At 74.4% G+C, this 19,006-nt stretch carries 12 protein-coding genes; 4 read left to right on the forward strand and 8 right to left on the reverse strand.

The genetic code is table 11. The features are described from left to right. Together NH602_RS08185 and NH602_RS08190 are read left to right on the forward strand one after the other, a co-directional pair. Positions 1-1,220: glycosyltransferase family 87 protein (locus NH602_RS08185; protein ID WP_253067474.1), on the forward strand; the 1,220-nt coding region annotated here is incomplete at its 5' end. A 43-nt stretch (positions 1,221-1,263) separates the two neighbouring features. Then, positions 1,264-2,520, forward strand: coding sequence for an aromatic acid/H+ symport family MFS transporter (locus NH602_RS08190; RefSeq protein WP_083659168.1), 1,257 nt, complete (start codon positions 1,264-1,266; stop codon positions 2,518-2,520). Between the two features lie 123 nt (positions 2,521-2,643). On the opposite strand, the gene glgB is transcribed toward NH602_RS08190, so the two are convergent. The 6 genes from glgB to NH602_RS08220 all read right to left on the reverse strand — a co-directional run bounded on the left by glgB (position 2,644) and on the right by NH602_RS08220 (position 10,683). Continuing rightward, positions 2,644-5,232 carry a 1,4-alpha-glucan branching protein GlgB gene (glgB, locus tag NH602_RS08195; RefSeq protein WP_179761963.1) on the reverse strand — a complete coding sequence of 863 codons (2,589 nt, stop codon included), beginning with the start codon at positions 5,230-5,232 and terminating at the stop codon, positions 2,644-2,646. 87 nt (positions 5,233-5,319) lie between these two features. Further along, positions 5,320-6,420, reverse strand: coding sequence for a glycosyltransferase family 1 protein (locus NH602_RS08200; RefSeq protein ID WP_253067475.1), 1,101 nt, complete (start codon positions 6,418-6,420; stop codon positions 5,320-5,322). Continuing rightward, positions 6,417-7,280 (reverse strand): alpha/beta fold hydrolase, encoded by an 864-nt coding sequence (locus tag NH602_RS08205; protein WP_253067476.1) that lies wholly within the window; start codon positions 7,278-7,280, stop codon positions 6,417-6,419. The genes NH602_RS08200 and NH602_RS08205 overlap by 4 nt, the downstream gene beginning before the upstream one ends. Then, the gene (locus NH602_RS08210) at positions 7,277-8,524 is read right to left on the reverse strand and encodes a glycosyltransferase (protein ID WP_161151909.1); all 1,248 of its coding nucleotides are present in this window, start codon (positions 8,522-8,524) and stop codon (positions 7,277-7,279) included. The genes NH602_RS08205 and NH602_RS08210 overlap by 4 nt, the downstream gene beginning before the upstream one ends. Next, positions 8,512-9,159: a DedA family protein gene (locus NH602_RS08215; protein ID WP_073578481.1), complete on the reverse strand. Its 648-nt coding sequence runs from the start codon at positions 9,157-9,159 to the stop codon at positions 8,512-8,514. The genes NH602_RS08210 and NH602_RS08215 overlap by 13 nt, the downstream gene beginning before the upstream one ends. Positions 9,160-9,327: 168 nt before the next feature. Continuing rightward, positions 9,328-10,683 carry an aminoglycoside phosphotransferase gene (locus NH602_RS08220; RefSeq protein ID WP_253067477.1) on the reverse strand — a complete coding sequence of 452 codons (1,356 nt, stop codon included), beginning with the start codon at positions 10,681-10,683 and terminating at the stop codon, positions 9,328-9,330. Between the two features lie 394 nt (positions 10,684-11,077). Here NH602_RS08220 and treS point away from each other — a divergent pair, with 394 nt between their 5' ends. After that, a complete protein-coding gene (gene treS, locus NH602_RS08225) occupies positions 11,078-13,480 on the forward strand; it encodes a maltose alpha-D-glucosyltransferase (protein ID WP_253067478.1) in 2,403 nt (800 codons plus the stop codon). Here treS and NH602_RS08230 read toward each other — a convergent pair. Beyond that, complete coding sequence (locus NH602_RS08230) at positions 13,387-15,378, reverse strand: alpha-1,4-glucan--maltose-1-phosphate maltosyltransferase (RefSeq protein ID WP_073578589.1); 1,992 nt, start codon at positions 15,376-15,378, stop codon at positions 13,387-13,389. The two genes, treS and NH602_RS08230, sit on opposite strands and share 94 nt — an antisense overlap. Before the next feature lie 257 nt (positions 15,379-15,635). Between NH602_RS08230 and glgP the strand changes: the two genes are divergently transcribed. Continuing rightward, entirely contained in the window at positions 15,636-18,209 is a 2,574-nt protein-coding gene (gene glgP, locus NH602_RS08235; protein ID WP_179761966.1) for an alpha-glucan family phosphorylase, read from the forward strand. Here the strand turns inward: glgP and NH602_RS08240 are convergent. Next, positions 18,206-18,865, reverse strand: a complete 660-nt coding sequence (locus NH602_RS08240) for a hypothetical protein (protein WP_179761967.1) — start codon at positions 18,863-18,865, stop codon at positions 18,206-18,208. The two genes, glgP and NH602_RS08240, sit on opposite strands and share 4 nt — an antisense overlap. Positions 18,866-19,006: the final 141 nt, after the last annotated feature.

Below are 19,006 nucleotides of genomic sequence, written 5' to 3' on the forward strand. Positions count from 1 at the left end.
TGCACCGCCTCGCCCGGCCGGTGGCGCCGATCGTCGCCGTCGCCGCGCTGGTGGCCGCTGCACTGCTGGTCCTGCTTGGCGGCCCGCCGTTGCTGCGCTGGATCCCGGCGACCGACATCGCGCGGATGCACGTCGACTTCGACACCTTCCGGGCCTCGGCGCACGCGCTGGTCCAGCACGGCCCGGGCAGCGCCGCGATCTACGACACCGGCGCCCGCCTGCACAACCTCAACCCGCCGCTGCTGTCGGTGCTGCTCGCGCCGCTGGCCCTGCTCGACCCGGTCACCGGCTACCGGCTGCTGACGGCCCTGTCGGTGCTGCTCGTCGTAGGGTCGGTGCTGCTGGTCTGCCGGGAGCTGCGGCTGGGCCGCCGCTGGACGACCGGCGCGCTCGTGGTGGTGCTGGCGTCGTCGCCGTTGCACGGGACGCTGCTGCTGGGCCAGATCTACCCGCTGCTGCTGGCGGGGCTGACCGCGGGCTGGGTCGCCGAACGGCGCGGGCACCCGGTGCTGGCCGCCGCCTGCTACGGCGTGACGGTCGCCCTCAAGCCCTCGCTCGCGCCGGTGCTGCTGCTCCCCGCCGTGCAGGCCCGGTGGCGGCCGTTCGCGGCCGGGATCGCCGCCGCGGCGGTCGCGACGCTCGTCGGCGTCGCCGTCGCCGGGTGGCCGACGGCGTTCCAGTGGCTGGCGATGGCGCTGGCCGAGCCGGTCGGCCCCACCCCGGACAACGCCTCGCTCCCGGGCCAGGCGTTGCGCTGGGGGATCCCGACCGTCGTCGGGGCCCTCGTGGGCGCGGCGGTCGCGGCCGGCACGCTCGTCCACCTCGGGCGGCGTACCCGCCGGCACGGAGCCGGCCCGGCCGTGGGCACCGACCCGGGCGGGACGGCGCTGTTCGCGGTGCTCGCCACCGGTCTGCTGGCCGCGCCGATCGCGTGGCACAACTACCTGCTGCTGCTCGTGCCCGGGCTGCTGGCGCTCGTCGCGTCCGGGGAGGCGGGGGACACCCGCCGCCGGGTCGTCGTCGCGATCGGGTGTCTCGCCGTCGTCCCGGTGAGCTGGTCGGACCTGTGGGCCGACGGCGGCTGGGCGACCCCGCTCGGGCGGGCGCTCTACACGGCGGTGCTCCTGGTGACCTGGTGGTCACTGCTGCGTCCGGCGACCGGACCGGTCCCCGGCGGGTCCTTCCGCTCTGCGGAAGAGTCGGCCCGCGCACCGGCCTGACGGTCCAGACTCCGCGCCACCCGAGACGCAAGGAGGCTCCCGGATGGCGCAGACGTCACGGCCCGACCCCGCCCGCGGACCCACCACCGCCCCCGGCGCTGTCCGCCACGGGGGCTGGGTGGCCCCACTGTGCTGGGCGGCGGTGGCGCTCGAGGGCTTCGACCTGGTGGTGCTCGGCGTCGTGCTGCCGTCGCTGCTGGAGGAGCCCGCCTGGGGCCTGACCCCGGCGACGGCGTCGCTGGTGTCCACCGCCGGGCTGCTCGGTGTGATGGCCGGCGCCCTCTCCGCGGGCCCGCTCGCCGACCTCGTCGGACGGCGCCGGGCGATGCTGGCGACCGTCGTCGCGTTCTCCGTGCTGACGCTGCTGTGCGCGGTCGCGACCGGCCCGTGGACGTTCGGCGCACTGCGCTTCCTGGCCGGGCTCGGCCTGGGCGGGGTGCTGCCGGTGGCGCTGGCGATGGTGAACGAGCACAGCGGACCCGGGCGCGGCGGCAGCGCGACCACGACCCTGATGACCGGCTACCACGTCGGAGCCGTCGCGACCTCGCTGCTCGGGATCCTGGTCATCCCGGTCTGGGGCTGGCGGCCCATGTTCGTGCTCGGTGCGCTCCCGGCGATCGTGCTGGTCCCGCTGCTGGCCCGGTACCTGCCGGACACGCTGCCCGCCGAGGCCCGCGCGACGGCCGCACCGGCCGGGCCACGGTCGCGCAACCCGGTCGCCCAGCTCGTCCGCGACGGCTACCTGCGCTCGTCGGTCGCGTTCTGGGTCGCCTCGTTCATGGGGCTGCTGCTGGTGTACGGCCTCAACACCTGGCTGCCGCAGATCATGCGGGTCGCCGGGTACGGGCTCGACGCGGCGCTGGCCCAGCTGCTCGTGCTGAACGTCGGCGCGATCGTCGGTCTGCTCGTCGCGGGCCGGGTCGCCGACCGGATCGGGCTGCGCACGGCGACGGTCGGCTGGTTCGTCGCGGGCGCGGTCTTCCTGGCGCTGCTCGCGGTGCCGCTGCCCGGCGGCGGGATCTACGTGAGCGTCCTGCTCGCGGGCGTGTTCGTGTTCAGCTCGCAGGTGCTGGTCTACGCGTTCGTCAGCCGGCACTACCCGGACCACGCGCGGGCCTCGGCGCTCGGGGCGGCCAGCGGGATCGGCCGGCTCGGCGCGATCTGCGGGCCCCTCCTCGGCGGTGTGCTGCTCACTGCGGGCCTCGCCTACCCGTGGGGCTTCTTCGCGTTCGGGGCGGTCGCCGCGCTGGGGGCCCTGGCGGTACTGGCGGTACCGGGCGACCGGCGCGTGACGGGGTGAGCCGATGGCGCGCGTCTGGATGGGCCCCGACGACGAGCCGTCGCGCAGGTCACCGGTCGACGGCGACCGTCCGCCTGCCCGCGACCGGCCCGGCGAGAGGCCGGACCGGTCGCACGGCGGAGATCAGTCGCCCGCGGTGGTCCCGGTGTCCGACGCGCCCGTCCCGGAGCTCCCGTTGACGAACGTCCCGGTGCGCACCGCCCGGACACCGACGGTGCCGGGTGCGGGCGCGACCGAGGTGGACACCTGACCGGCGTCCGGGACGTCACCGGAGTCGTCCGGCCCCGGGTCGACGAGGTCGGCCGGGTCCGCCGGGGCGGCGGAGACCCGCAGGTCGTCGTCCGGGGTCACCGGCGCCTCGACGTCGGTGTCCTCCGGCTCGTCGGGCAGCGCGGCGGCCGGCAGCGGCGGCGGGACCGTCGCGGCCGGGGCCGCCTCCTGCGCCGGGGCGGACAGCACCGGGCCGCCGGTCTCCTCCGGCACCAGCCACAGCACACCCGACGGCGGGAGCCGCAGCACCGCCGAGGCGGGCTGGCCGTGCCACATGACCTGCTCGCCCCTGACCCGCCCGAGGTTGCCCACCCCGGACCCGCCGTAGGCCGACGCGTCGGTGTTGACGACCTCGGTCCAGTTCCCGGCGAACGGCAGCCCCACCCGGTAGTCCTCGCGGGGGGAGCCGGAGAAGTTCGCGACGCAGGCCAGCACGGTGGCGCGGCCCTCGGCGTCGACGCCGTGGCGCAGGAACGAGAACACGTTGCCCTGCGCGTCGTTGGCGTCGATCCAGCCGAAGCCGTCCGGGGTGGTGTCGCGCGACCACAGTGCGGACTGCGCGCGGTAGGTCCGGTTCAGGTCCCCGACGAGGGTGGTGATCCCGCCGTGCAGCGGGTCGTCGCTCTGCAGGTGCCAGTCCAGCGACCGCTGCTCGGACCACTCGCGCGGTTGCCCGAACTCGCCGCCCATGAACAGCAGCTGCTTGCCCGGGTGCGCCCACATGTAGGCCAGCAGTGCGCGGACCCCGGCGGCCTTGTTCCAGTCGTCGCCGGGCATCCGGGTCCACAGCGACCCCTTGCCGTGCACGACCTCGTCGTGGCTGATCGGCAGCACGTAGTTCTCGCTGAACGCGTACATCAGCGAGAAGGTCATCTGGTTGTGGTGGTAGCTGCGATGGATGGGGTCGCGCCCGGTGTAGTCGAGCGTGTCGTGCATCCAGCCCATGTTCCACTTGAGCCCGAACCCGAGACCGCCCATGTAGGTGGGCCGGGTGACGCCCGGCCAGGCGGTGGACTCCTCGGCGATCGTGACGACTCCCGGGTGCTCCCGGTAGACCGTCGCGTTCATCTCCTGCAGGAACGCCACCGCGTCGAGGTTCTCCCGGCCGCCGTGGACGTTGGGCAGCCACTGGCCGTCGGCACGGGAGTAGTCCAGGTAGAGCATCGAGGCGACCGCGTCGACGCGCAGGCCGTCGATGTGGAACGACTCGAGCCAGTACAGCGCGTTCGCGACGAGGAAGTTGCGCACCTCGTTGCGGCCGAAGTCGAACACGAGCGTGCCCCAGTCGGGCTGCTCGCCGCGGCGCGGGTCGGCGTGCTCGTAGCAGGCCGTGCCGTCGAAGCGGGCCAGCGCCCACTCGTCGCGCGGGAAGTGCGCGGGCACCCAGTCGACGATCACGCCGTAGCCCGCGCGGTGCAGCCGGTCGACGAAGTACCGGAAGTCGTCGGGCGTGCCGAACCGCGAGGTCGGGGCGAAGTACGAGGTCACCTGGTAGCCCCAGGACCCGCCGAACGGGTGCTCGGCCACCGGCAGCAGCTCGACGTGGGTGAACCCGGTGGTGTCCAGGTAGGCCACCAGCCGCTCGGCGATCTCGCGGTAGTCCAGCCCCGGCACCCAGGAACCGAGGTGCATCTCGTAGACGCTCATCGGTTCCGCGTGCGGTCGGCGCTGCGCGCGGTCGGCCATCCACGCGTCGTCGGTCCACTCGTGGACGTCGCGGGTCACGACCGACGCCGTCTGCGGCGGGATCTCGGTGGCGAAGGCCATCGGGTCGGCCTTGTCCCGCCACCGGCCGTCGGGGCCCAGGATGCGGAACTTGTAGCGGTCGCCGACGCCGACGCCGGGCAGGAACACCTCCCAGACCCCGGAGCTGCCCAGCGAGCGCATCGGCAGCGTCCAGCCGGCCCAGCCGTCGAAGTCACCGGTGACCCGCACACCGCGGGCGTTCGGCGCCCAGACGGCGAAGCTGGTCCCGGCGACCGGGCCGGAGGGGGTGTCGTAGTCCCGGACGTGTGCGCCGAGGACGTCCCACAGGCGTTCGTGCCGTCCCTCGCCGATGAGGTGCAGGTCCATGTCGCCGAGCGTCGGCAGCCAGCGGTACGGGTCGTCGACCGTCTGCTCGGTCGTGCCGCCGGCGCCGTCGCCGTAGGTCACGAGCAGCCGGTAGTCGCCGCCGGAGCCGGGGACGAGGCCGGAGAACAGTCCGGCGTCGTGCACCCTGGTCAGCTCGCAGGCCTGCGCGCGGTCACCGTTGGGCAGCACCGCCACCGAGACGGCGTGCGGCCGCAGGACACGGACCACGGTGCCGTCGACGTGCGGATGCGCGCCGAGCACCGAGTGGGGGTCGTGGTGGGCACCGCCCAGGAGCCGGTCGGTCGTCGCCTGGTCCGGTGCGTACGCATCGGTCTCGGAGCGGGTCGCTCGGGTCTCCTCGGAGGTCACTGCGGAACCGTACTGCGGGTGACGAACGCCCGCCGCGCGCGGTCGCACAGTGTTGCCGGATCGCAGTCGAGCGTGAGCGGGGGCGCGTCATCCCCGCCCGCGCCGGCGCCGGTGACGGGCCAGCGCCCGTTCCAGGACCGCCTGCAGCGCGCCGGCGGCGCCGTCCCAGGTCTGCTCGGCGGCCCGGGCGCGCACCGCGTCGGAGCGCTGCGTCCACGTCGTGTCCAGCGCGCGCACGGCGGCGGCGAACCCCGCGTCGTCGCCCGGCGCGACGAACACCCCGGCGTCGCCCGCGACCTCGCGGAAGGCCGGGATGTCGGTGACGACGACGGGGCAGCCCCGCGCCATGGCCTCCAGCACCGGGAGCCCGAACCCCTCGTCGCGGGAGGCGGAGACCAGCGCGGTGGCGCCGTCGAGCAGGGCGCGGTAGCCGTCGTCGTCGACGCCGTCGTGGAACACCGGCCGGGCCGGCGCGGCGAGCCGCTCCAGCTCCGTGCGCACCCCGGGCGGGACGGGGGAGACCAGGTGGAGCTCGTGGCCGGGCAGCCGGGCCGCGGCCCGGGCCAGGGTCGCGACGTCCTTGTAGGGCATGAACGACCCGGCGTAGACGATCCGGTCCCCCGGCGGCCGGGACCGCGTCGGCGTGCCGGGCGGCAGGTGGAAGTCGGTGGCGTCCGGGACGACGGCGACCTCGCGGCGGGACAGCCGGTGCGCCGCGACCAGGCCCGCGGTCGCGCCGGACACGCATGCGACGGCGTCGGCGCCGGCCAGCAGCAGCCGCTGCGGCCACCACGACAGGTGGTAGGCCCGCCACACCGCCCGCACCGTCGCGGGCAGCCACGGCGGCGGCGCCGGGTGCCGGTAGTAGATGAGGTCGTGCACGGTGAGCACCACCGCGTAGCGGCGTCCGAGCGTGCCCATCGTCTGCATCGGGCTGAACACGACCGCATCGGGTGACCCGGCGACGATCCGGTTCACCCGCCGCGCGACCAGCGGCTCCCCGGCCCCGGTCGGGGCGGGCAGGGTGTGCGCGGGCCGGTCGGGCAGCCCGTCGCGCTGGCGCGGGTCGGACACCAGCAGCTCCACCGGGGCGATCCGGTCCAGCGCGCGGACCAGCCCGGTGGTGTAGCGGCCGATGCCGTCCGGGCGTCCGGGACGGATGTAGCGGCAGTCGACGAGCACCCTCACCGCGCCACGAAACCCCGGATCTCGCGGGCCGCCCACGCGGGGGCCTCGTAGTGCAGGAGGTGGCCGGTGCGCGGCAGCAGGACCAGCCGGGCGTCGGCGAAGGCGGCGGCGAGCGCGTGCTGCCCGGCCGGTGGGGCGACCCGGTCGCGGGCCCCGGCGAGCAGCAGTGTCGGCACCGTGATCCGGGGCGCCCAGGGTCGCACCGAGCCGGAACCGGCGGCGCGGAGGCACTCCAGCAGCGACGCCGTCGTGGCGAAGGTGCCGAAGTGGGCGCGGTGCTCGTCGGAGATCCAGTGACGCAGCAGCGGGTCGCGGGTGGTGGTCATGGAGACGGTCGCGGCGTCGGCGAGCAGCCGGTGGCGCAGCAGGCCGTCGAGGCCGAGCCGGGCGGCACCGGAGTGCAGCAGCGCGGTGGCGGCCGTCCCGAGGCCGGTGGCGCCGCCGGCGTCCGAGGCGGGCTCGGCGATCGGGTTGACCAGGACCAGCGCCCGCGGGGTGGTCGCGGCGGCGGCGCAGACGGCCGCGGCCACGATCGACCCGAACGAGTGCCCCAGCAGCACCGTGTCCGGGCCGAGGTCGGCGAGCAGCGCCGAGGCCCAGCGGGCGTAGCCGTCGACGTCGTGGGTGCGGTCGGTGAACGCCGGCGACGCCCCGAACCCGGGCAGGTCCGGCACGACGACGCGGTACCCGGCCAGTCGCGACGCCAGCGGCGCGAGCCCGTGGTGGCTGCCGCGCAGCCCGTGCAGCGCCAGCACCGGCGCCCCGTCCGGGTCCCCGAGGGTGTGCACGACGGTGGGCGCGCCGTCGACGACGTGCACGGGAGAGGCCACCGCGAGGGCGGGCGACGGCGTCGCGGTCACCGCCGGGTGTCCGCGTGCCGGCGGGCGCGGCGTGCCGAGCGGAACGCGCGCACCGGCACGACCGGGCGGGCCTTCGTCCGGTACAGCTCCTCGAAGGTGTCCACCGTGGTCGCCAGTGAGTGCTCGGAGGCGATCTGCAGGCTCGCTGCCCCCAGCTCGGCCGCGCCGTCGGGGTCGTCGAGCACCCGGGCCAGCCGGTCGGCGAGCGCGGCGACGTCGCCGTGGGGGTAGCGCCAGCCGTTCACCCCGGGGCGGGCCAGGTGCGGCAGCGCACCCGCGTCGACGGCGACGACCGGCTTCCCGGTCGCCATCGCCTCCAGCGTCACCAGGCTCTGCAGCTCGGCGGTGCCGGCGTTCACGAACACGTCCAGGGCCGGGTAGACGTCGGGGATCTCGTCGTCGGTGAGCCGGCCGGTGAACGTGACCGCGTGCTCCAGGTGCTCGGCGCGGACCAGGGCGCCCAGCCGGGCCCGCTCCTCGCCGTCGCCGACGACGACCAGCTGCGCGTCGGGCACGGCACCGGCACGCAGCAGCGCGGTGGCGCGGACCAGCTCGTCGACGTGCTTCTCCCGGTCCAGCCGCCCGACGAAGCCGACCAGCGGCACCCCCTCGGCGATGCCGTGCCGGGCGCGGAACGCGGGCCCGCGACCGGTGGTGTCGGGCCGGAAGCGGCCCAGGTCCAGGCCGTTGGACACGGGCAGCACCGGGCCGGGGACGCCGCCCTGCTCGGCCATCGACGCGGCCAGCGGGGTGGGTGCGGTGACCAGCCCGGCCCGGCTGAGCACGCGCACCGCGTCCCACCAGAACAGCTTCTTGAGCCCGGACTCCGGCAGGTGCAGGAAGCTGATCGCCGGGATGATGTTCTCCGGGATCATGTGCGTGGTCGCCATCGACGGGACGCCGAGGTCGGCGGCCGCGGTGAGCAGCATCCGCCCCAGCACCATGTGGCTCTGCACGTGCACGACGTCGGGCCGGACCCGGCGCAGGATCGCGCGGCAGGTCCGGCGCAGCCCGGGCGGCGGGCAGAGCCGGAAGTCCGGCGGCTTGGGGACGCGGCAGGAGCGGACCCGGTGTTCGGTCACCGGCCCGACCCGGCGCGGCGGGAGGCTGCGCAGGCCGCGCGACGGTGCGACCACGTGCACCTCGTGCCCGCGGGCGGCGAGCTCGGCCGCCAGCCGCTGTCCGGCGTAGCTGGCCCCGTTGACGTCCGGTGCCCAGGTGTCGGCCCCGATCAGGACGCGCACACGTTCTCCTTCCGCGAGGTCCTCGCACGCACCCACAGCGCGCGCCCGGCCACGAGCACCAGGCCCACGCCCAGCCCCACCGCCACGATGATCCACGGCCGGTCGGCCAGCTCCGCGGCGAACCGGCCCCCGACCACCCAGCCGATCCCGACCAGCAGTGCCGAACGCACCGCCGTCAGCGGGACCACCCAGGCCACGAATCGCCGGTACGACACCCCGGCCAGGCCGATGGCCAGGAACGCGGGGATCGCGCCGACGTCCACCAGTTTCGCGCCCAGCACCAACCGGCCCGGACGGCCCCCCACCTTCGCGCGCAGTGCGTCCCAGCGACGCTCGGTCAGACCCAGCCGGACCAGCAGCGGAGCGATGGCCGGGCGGCGCCCGCCGCGGCCGAGGACGTAGAAGGCGGTGTCGGCGACGACGTCGGCGGCGAACGCCACCAGCCACACCACCCACCAGTCGAGCAGCCCGGCGCCCGCGAGTGAGCCGGCGACGACGCTGACGACCGGCCCCTCCACCAGCACACCGAGGAAGAGCACGGCCAGCGTCACGCCGAGCGTGGGCCCGTCGGGGCGCTGGACGAGGCCCAGGACGCCGTCCAGACCGTCCGCACCGAGCAGACCGGCCGGGGTCACGAGAGGTCCTCGGGCCGGGTGGGGGGTGGTCGTCTCACGGTGGGTGTCCTCCTGGTCGGGGAGGATTCCACGATCCCGCGCCAGGCCGCCCGGGGAGTCGGGCGTCGCCCCGGCGTCGTCGGCGGGAAGGTCCGGTGACCACCGGGTGTCGCCGACGGCCCGGACGTGCTAAGCGGTGCCGCGCGCGATCGCGGTGAGCGGGATCGGCAGCCAGGTCGGACGGCTGCGGGTCTCGTAGAGCACCTGGTAGACGGCCTTGTCCAGCTCGTAGGCGCGCAGCAGCGCGGCGTGCACGCGCGGGTCCTCGCCGGCGCGGGCGGCGTAGCCGGCGCAGAACGCGTCACGGTTCGCGGCCGACCAGTCGTGAGCGAGGCGTGCCTCGGTGGTGTCCGAACCGAGACCTGCCCCGGGCGTGTCGGACCGGGTCAGCAGGTGGTGGAAGGCGGCGTAGTCGAAGGAGAACAGCATCCCGACGACGTCGCGCACCGCGGAGTCCGGCGCGCGCCGCTCCTCGGGGGAGGCGGCCGGCTCGCCCTCGAAGTCGATGACCAGCCAACGCCCGTCCGGGCGGCGCAGCGTCTGCCCGAGGTGCAGATCGCCGTGCACCCGCTGCACGACGACGGGCGCGCCCAGCGCGGCCACCTCGTCGTAGACGGCGCGGATCGCGGGCACGTGCGGGGCGAGCACCGGCACCTGGTCGGCGACGTCGGCGCACCGCCGGGTCCAGTACGCCGCCAGCTCGCGCGGGTCGGCCTCGGAGGTGCCGAGCTCGGCGCGCAGCGCGACGTGCACGTCGGCGAGCGCCTCACCGAGCGCGCGGGCGTCGCCGGTGAAGTCGGTCCGGTCGCGGACCGCCGCGGTGGCCCGCTCCCAGCCGTCGTGCGAGCCGGCCGCGAACTCCTGCAGGAGCGCGAAGGTGGCGGGCTCGCCGCCGAGGACACCCTCGATCCCGCCCTGCAGCGCCGCGACCGACGTCGACCCGGCCGCGCGCAGCGCCCGGTGCAGCTCCAGATCGGGGTTCAGACCGGGGGACAGGCGCCGGTAGACCTTGAGGATGGAGCGCTCGCCCCAGCGGACGGAGGTGTTGGACTGCTCGGCGTCGACGACGCGGCCGGTCTCGGTCAGCGGCAGGTCTGCGCCCGGCTCGGGCACGAACGACAGGTCATCGACGGTCGCGCCCTCGGCGATCAGCCGCAGCAGCAGCGCGGTGACGCGCCCGTCGTGCAGGCCGTCGTAGAGGACCTGCCCGTCGTGGTCGCCGATCGGGGCGGCCCCGGCCGGGGCGTGCGGGGCGCGGGCCAGGAGCAGCTGGTAGTGGCGGTCCGGACCGTCGGCGAAGGACACCGCGAGGATCAGCACCTCGAGCCCGGTGACACCCTCGGCGGCGGGCAGCGGGTGCCGTGACGCGACGGCGACGCCGGTCAGCGGACGCCCCTTCTCGGCGAACCAGCGACGCCCGGGCAGCCAGTCGCGCAACAGGCCCGGGAGCGCCGTCAGGTCCTCGGAAGCTCCGGTCGGCCGCACGCGTCGTCCCCCTCCTGCCGGGCGTCCGCCCGGCCTGTGAACACCACCGCGGACCGGTCGCGGCCACCGCCCGCACCACGTCGGGGTACCGGTCGGCGCCACCCGGGCCCGCAGGCGAAAACCCTAACCGGGACAGGCCGACCCGGCCGGGTCAGGAGGTCGGGTGGGCGGTACTGTCCGTGTCGGATCGACCACCCGTTGGTCACGGGCGGTGATCACGCCTCTGTCCGGCATCCCCGTGCCGGGAAACCCATACTGGACGCGGTGCCCGCGGGTACCCCGCGACGGTGCGCACGCGCCCGCGTGCGGATCGCCGTCGCAGGGCGCACCGTGGGCCGGACATGCCCAGAACCTGCCCTGACCTGCCCCCCACAGCGACCGGAGGACCGGCGGCGTGACCGAGCGAGAGCCGAAGGCCGACATCCCCCCGACGATCCCGGAGACCCAGGCCCGGATCGCACCGGCCGATCCGCTCGCCGCCGTCGAACCGGTGCCCGCCGAGGCCGAGCACGTCCCGGAGCCACCGGACGTGAACTTCGCCGAGTACTACCACGAGGCGCGTCCGCGCACGCTGCGTCACCGCGCCCGGGTGCGGTCCACGGTGCGGCGCCGGTCGGTGTCGCAGGACGGCCCGGCGTCGGGGGAGAACCCGGTCTACGTGTCGTGGCTGCTGTCCCAGTCGATGCTCGGCCACGCCGACGAGCTGGCCCGCCAGTTCTCCGGGCAGGGCTCGATGTGGCAGAACCCCTACGCCAGCCCCGGCCCGCGGCACGCGGTCGAGACGGCGTCGGTGTGGTTCACCGCCTACCCGATCTCGCTGATCACCGCCTCCGGCGAGTCGTTCCTGGCGGCGCTGGGCAACGAGGAGCTGTGGCAGGCGTTCGAGACGATCGGCATCGAGGGCGTCCACACCGGGCCGGTGAAGAAGGCGGGCGGACTCTCGGGCTGGCAGCCCACCCCGAGCGTCGACGGCCACTTCGACCGCATCTCCAACGAGCTCGACCCGGCCTTCGGCACCGAGGACGAGTTCCGCGCGATGTGCGCGACCGCCACCTGGCACGGCGGCACGATCATCGACGACATCGTCCCCGGCCACACCGGCAAGGGCCCGGACTTCCGGCTCGCCGAGCTCGCCTACGGCGACTATCCGGGCATCTACCACATGGTGGAGATCGAGCAGTCCGACTGGGGGATGCTGCCGGACGTGCCGCCGGGGAAGGACTCGGCCAACCTCGACGCCGCGACCGAGGAGGCACTGGAGAAGGCCGGCTACATCGTCGGCCGGCTGCAGCGGGTCATCTTCTACCGCGAGGGCGTGAAGGAGACCAACTGGTCGGCGACCGGCGAGGTCACCGGCGTCGACGGCGTCGTGCGGCGCTGGGTGTACCTGCACTACTTCAAGGACGGCCAGCCGTCGGTCAACTGGCTGGACCCGACCTTCGCGGGCATGCGGATGGTCATCGGCGACGCCCTGCACTCGCTGGCCGACCTCGGCTCGGGTGCGCTGCGTCTGGACGCGAACGGCTTCCTCGGCGTGGAGAAGGCGGGCTCCGGGGACCCCGGCTGGTCCGAGGGGCACCCGCTGTCGGAGGCCGCGAACCACCTCATCGCGAGCATGGTGCGCAAGGTCGGCGGGTTCACCTTCCAGGAGCTGAACCTGACCGTCGACGACATCAAGGTCACCTCCGAGGCGGGCGCGGACCTGTCCTACGACTTCATCAACCGCCCCGCCTACCACCACGCGCTCGCGACCTCGGACACCGAGTTCCTGCGGCTGACCCTGCGCACCGCGCTGGATCTGGGCGTCGACCCGGCGTCGCTGGTGCACGCGCTGCAGAACCACGACGAGCTGACCTACGAGCTCGTGCACTGGACCGCGGGACACACCGACGAGCTCTTCCACTTCCGCGGCGAGGACATGCGCGGCGGGGATCTGGCCGACACGATCCGCCGCGACCTGTGCGACGTCCTCACCGGAGCGGACGCGCCCTACAACCTGATCTTCACGACGAACGGGATCGCCTGCACCACCGCGACCGTCATCGCCGCCTCGCTCGGCATCTCCGCGCTCGACGACATCGGCCCCGACGACGTCGAGCGCATCCGGCGGGTGCACCTGCTGCTGGTCATGTTCAACGCCTTCCAGCCCGGGGTGTTCGCGCTGTCGGGCTGGGACCTGCTCGGCATGCTGACGCTGCCGCCGGACTCGGTCTCGGACCTGCTGAACTCCGGGGACACCCGGTGGATCTCGCGGCCGGCGCACGACCTGATGGGGCACCGGCCGGACGCCGAGAGGTCCTCGTCGGGCATGCCCCGCGGGCGCAGCCTCTACGGGTCGCTGCCCGACCAGCTGACCGAGGAGACCAGCTTCGTCCGCCAGATGCAGGCGATCCTGGCCGTGCGCAAGCGCTCCGGGGTGGCGACGGCCCGCCAGGTCGACGTGCCGGACGTGTCGCACCGCGGCCTGCTGGTGATGGTGCACCTGCTCGACGACGACCGGACCAGCGTGACCGTCCTGAACTTCGCCGACGAGCAGGTGGACGCGTTCGTGCGGTCCGAGCACCTGGCGCCGGGAGCGACGGTCACCGACCTGTTCTCCGGCGAGACCGTCGGCACCGTCGACGACCTCAACGGGTTCCGGATCGGGATGGCCCCGTTCCGGGCGACCGCCGTGGTCCTGGAGCCCCCGGCGGACGGGGCGGGTCAGAGCAGCGGGGCCTGCGCGGGCAGCGTGATCACGTGCGCGACGTGGTCGGTCGGGACCAGCCGCACGAAGTTGTACTCGCCCCAGCGGTAGGTCTCGCCCGACACCTCGTCGTGCACCTCGACGACGTCGGTGTACCGCAGCCCCAGCGCCGGCATGTCCAGCTTGAGGGTGCCCTGCTGCGGCGCGTGCGAGTCCAGCGTGCACACCACGAGCACCTGGTCGCCGGTGGACGGGTCCACCTTGGAGAAGGCGATGATGTGCTCGTTGTCCACCTCGTGGAAGTGGATCTCGCGCAGCTGCTGCAGCGCCGGGTGCGCGCGGCGGATCTCGTTGAGCCGGGTCAGGTACGGCTCCAGCGAGCGCCCCTGGTTCAGGGCGGACTCGAAGTCCCGCGGCCGCAGCTCGTACTTCTCCGAGTCGAGGTACTCCTCGCTGCCCGGCTTGACCGGCGTGCCCTCGTAGAGCTCGAAGCCGGAGTAGACGCCCCAGGTCGGCGCCATCGTCGCGGCCAGGGTCGCCCGGATCGCGAACATCGCCGGGCCGCCGGTCTGCAGCGACTCGTGCAGGATGTCCGGGGTGTTGGTGAACAGGTTCGGACGGCACTCGTCGGCGTGCTCGGCGTGCATCGTCGCGAAGTCGGCGAGCTCCTCCTTCTCCGTCCGCCACGTGAAGTACGTGTAGGACTGGGTGAAGCCCAGCCGCGCGAGCCCGAACAGTCGGGCCGGGCGGGTGAACGCCTCGGCCAGGAACAGCACCTCCGGGTGGGTCCGCTTGACCTCCCAGATCAGCCAGTGCCAGAAGTTCGGCGGCTTGGTGTGCGGGTTGTCGACGCGGAAGATCGTCACCCCGTGCTCGACCCACTTCAGCACCACGCGCAGGCACTCGGCGTAGATGCCCGCCGGGTCGCGGTCGAAGTTCAGCGGGTAGATGTCCTGGTAGCGCTTCGGCGGGTTCTCCGCGTAGGCGATGGTGCCGTCCGGGCGGACGGTGAACCACTCCGGGTGCTCGGTGACCCACGGGTGGTCCGGGGCGCACTGCAGCGCCAGGTCGAGCGCGACCTCCATGCCCAGCTCGTTCGCCCGCGCGACGAACGCGTCGAAGTCGTCGAAGTCGCCCAGCTCGGGGTCGATCGCGTCGTGCCCGCCCGCGGCCGAGCCGATCGCCCACGGGGAACCGACGTCGCCCGGCTCGGCGTGGGTGGAGTTGTTGCGGCCCTTGCGGTGCACCGTGCCGACCGGGTGGATCGGCGGCAGGTAGACGACGTCGAAGCCCATCCGCGCGACGCGGTCGAGCTCCTTCGACGACGTCGCGAACGTGCCGTGCACCGGCCGGCCGGTCTCGTCCCGCCCGCCGGTGGAGCGCGGGAAGAACTCGTACCAGGAGCCGTAGAGCGCGCGGGGCCGGTCGACGAAGATCGTCCGCTCCGGGCCGCGGGTGATGAGCTCCCGGACCGGGCGCTCGGTCATGATCGCGACGACGGCGTCGAACAGGGCCGGGGCGACCCGCGCGCGCAGCGGCAGCGCGGTGTCCCGCAGCGTGTTCGCGGCACCGAGCAGCAGGTCGCGGCTGTCCTTCTCGGCCGGGCGACGCCCGACCCGGGCGAGCAGCCGGGCGCCGACCTCGAGGTCGTTGGCCAGCTCCTCGGCCGTCTGGCCCGCGGCGATCTTCTTCTCTACACCCGAGCGCCAGGTCGCCCACGGGTCGCTCCACGCGTCGACGCGGAAGGTCCAGCGACCCTCGGCGTCGGGGCGGACCCAGGCCACGAAGCGGTCGGTGCCCACCCCGTCGGGCTGCATCCGCACGTACTGCGCGTCGCCCGGCGTCCCGTCGGCCGACAGCGGGGTGAACACGACGTTCGCCGCGACGGCGTCGTGTCCCTCCCGCCACACGGTCGCCCGGATCGGGACGACCTCGCCGACCACGGCCTTGGCCGGGTCTCCGCTCTCCACGAACGGGGTCACGTCGTCGATTCCGAGCCGACCGGTCATCGGCTGCACCCCCAGGAAATTGTCACCGTCGGTAGAAGTCCCACCAGAGTCGAGACGGTCAGTCTGACGCCGCCACGTCACCTGTCGCCACACCCGCGGGACCATCGGCGTGAACGGATCGGAACGGATGTGGACGGAACCGATTCGACGTGCACGGACCCACCGGTCCCGCGGCAGTGCGACCCTACCGGTGGGACCCCGTCCCGGCCGGGCGGGACACCGCGTGCGTGTCGGTGTTCCCGGCTACCCTCGCGGCCGTGAGAGCCCTCCGTCGTTTCACCGTCCGTGCCCAGCTCCCCGCTCCGCTCGCGCCGCTGCAGACACTGGCGACGAACCTGCGGTGGACCTGGCACGCGCCGACCCGGGACCTGTTCGCCTCCCTGGACCCCGACGCCTGGTACGCCAGCGGGCACGACCCGGTCCGCCTGCTCGGCGAGATCCCCACCGGTCGGCTGGCCGAGCTCGCCGCGGACGACGCGGTCGCCGCCGAGGTCGCCGAGCGGGCCGCGGAGCTGGAGGCCTACCTGTCCGAGCCGCGCTGGTACGACGAGGCCGACGGCGCGGGCCGGCCGTCGGCCGTCGCGTACTTCTCGATGGAGTTCGGCGTCTCGGAGGTGCTGCCCAACTACTCCGGCGGTCTCGGCGTGCTCGCCGGCGACCACCTGAAGGCCGCCTCGGACCTGGGCGTCCCGCTCGTCGCGGTGGGGCTGCTGTACCGGTCGGGGTACTTCCGTCAGTCCCTGTCGCTCGACGGCTGGCAGCTCGAGCACTATCCGGCGATCGACCCACAGGGGTTGCCGCTGCAGCTGCTCACCGACGCCTCCGGCGCGCCGGAGCTCGTCGAGGTCGCGATGCCGGGGGACCGCACGCTGCACGCGCGGATCTGGCAGGCCGCGGTCGGGCGGGTCCCGCTGCTGCTGCTCGACACCGACATCGAGGAGAACGCCGGCTCCGACGGCGGGGCCGACCTGCGCGGGGTCACCGACCGGCTCTACGGCGGCGACCAGAACCACCGCATCCAGCAGGAGATCCTGATCGGTGTCGGCGGGGTCCGCGCGGTCCGCGCGTTCTGCCGGCTCACCGGGCACCCGACGCCGGAGGTCTTCCACACCAACGAGGGCCACGCCGGGTTCCTCGGCTGCGAGCGGATCCGCGAGCTGTGCACCGGCTCGGCGGTGTCGTCCAACGGCGCGGGACCGGCGACGGCGTCCGCGTCGTCCGGCGGGCTGGACTTCGACGAGGCGCTCGCCGCCGTCCGCGCGGGCACGGTGTTCACCACCCACACCCCGGTGCCCGCCGGCATCGACCGGTTCGGCCTGGACCTCGTGCGGCACTACCTCACCGACCGGCTGCTGCCGGGCCTGCCGACCGACCGGCTCCTCGCGCTCGGCGCCGAGGAGGATCCGGAGACGTTCAACATGGCGCACATGGGTCTGCGCCTGGCCCAGCGCGCCAACGGTGTCTCCCGGCTGCACGGGACGGTGTCGCGGGAGATGTTCGGCGGGCTGTGGGCCGGGTTCGACCGCGAGGAGGTGCCGATCGGCTCGGTCACCAACGGCGTGCACGGCCCCACCTGGGAGGCCCACCAGGTCACCGAGCTGCTCGCGGAGCCCGGCAGCAGCACCGCCGCGGTGTCCGACGCCGACGTGTGGGGCCTGCGCAACACGCTGCGGTCCCGGCTGGTCGACGAGGTCCGCCGCCGGGTGCGCGCCGCCTGGCTGGAGCGGGGTGCGTCCGAGCCGGAGCTGGGCTGGACCGACCACGTCTTCGACCGCGACGTGCTCACGGTCGGCTTCGCCCGCCGGGTCCCGACCTACAAGCGGCTCACGCTGATGCTGCGCGACGCCGACCGGCTCCGCAGCCTGCTGCTCGACCCGCACCGGCCGGTGCAGCTCGTCGTCGCGGGGAAGTCGCACCCCGCCGACGACGGCGGCAAGGCGCTCATCCAGCAGATCGTGCGCTTCGCCGACGACGCCGGCGTGCGCCACCGCATCGTCTTCCTGCCCGACTACGACATGTCGATGGCCCGCTACCTCTACTGGGGCTGCGACGTCTGGCTGAACAACCCGCTGCGCCCGCTGGAGGCCTGCGGCACCTCCGGCATGAAGTCCGCGCTCAACGGCGGGCTGAACCTGTCCATCCGCGACGGCTGGTGGGACGAGTTCTACGACGGCGCCAACGGCTGGGCCATCCCCACCGCCGACGGCGTCGAGGACCCGACCCGGCGCGACGACCTGGAGGCCAACGCCCTCTACGAGCTCATCGCCACCCAGGTCAGCCCGGCGTTCTACGACCGCGTCGACGGTGTCCCGCACCGCTGGGTCGAGATGGTCCGCCACACCCTCACCACCCTGCGGCCGAAGGTGCAGGCCACCCGGATGGTGCGGGAGTACGTGCAGGACTGGTACACCCCGGCCGCCCGCGCCGCCGCGGACGCGGCCGCCTCGGACTACGCCGTCGCCCGCGACATCGCGCAGTTCCGGGCCCGGCTGAACAAGGCGTGGAACTACGTCCGGATCACCGGTGTCGACGCGTCCGGGCTGCCCGACACCCCGGTGGTGGGGTCGCCGATGACGGTCCGGGCGGGGGTGGACCTCGCCGGGCTGGACCCGTCGGACGTGACGGTCGAGGCCGTCGTCGGGCGGGTCGACTCCGCCGACGAGCTGGCGGACCCGGTGACCGTCGCGATGGAGCACCGCGGCGACGGATCCTGGGAGGTCGCCGTGCCGCTGCCGCACGCGGGGCTGACCGGATACACGGTGCGGGTGCTGCCGCACCACCCGCACCTGGCATCGCCGGTCGAGCTGGGGCGGATCGTCCTGGCGGGCTAGCGCAGCGTGGTCCGGCTCGTGGTGCGCTCGCCCCGCGGGGCGACGGTGGTCAGCGCGAGCTCCCGCGGTCCCGGGGGCAGCGCGCCGACCACGATGTCCTGGGTGGTGGCGTAGCCGCCGCAGGTGCCCGACCAGAGCACCCGGCCGGCCGTCGCGAGCGTGCACGGGCCGGACACGAAGGGGTCGACCGGCGCCTCGCGGGTGGCGCGCACGTGCACGCGCCCGTCGGCGGCGCGGGCCGCGGTGATCGACATCGTGAGGGCGCACGGGGCGTGCTCGCCGAACGTGGTGAGGACGGCGGGCCCCGGCTCGGACCGGCTCTCGTCGACGTCGCGGCTCACGGCGCGCACCGACACCGTGAACGGCGCGACGCAGTAGTCGCCGTACACCGGGGCGCTGGTGGTGGTCTCGGTCGAGGCGGAGTGGAGGACGGCGCCCGCGTGGTCGCGGACCTCGACGTCGTAGTGGGTGCGCAGGGCGCCCTCGTTCTGGACGGGCGGGGACCAGGACACCTGCAGTCCGAGGCCGCGGGCGCCGCCGCCGGGTACGGGTGAGACCTGCAGGGCCTGCACCGGCCCGGGCGCCGTGAGCGCCTCGGCCGGCGGCGACGGCGGGGCGGGGATCGCCGCCGTCGTGAGCAGGGCGGTGGTGGCCACGGCGGCGACGGCGGTGGCGGCACGGAGAAGGCGGGGGAGCGCTCGGGGCACGTGGACTCCAGTCCCACGGGGACAGATGCTCTCGGCGTATCGGAGCAGTGTTGACGTACGTCACACGTTCGAGCGGAATACGCCCGTTCG

The organism is Pseudonocardia sp. McavD-2-B (assembly GCF_024124365.1).
Lineage (GTDB): Bacteria > Actinomycetota > Actinomycetes > Mycobacteriales > Pseudonocardiaceae > Pseudonocardia > Pseudonocardia alni.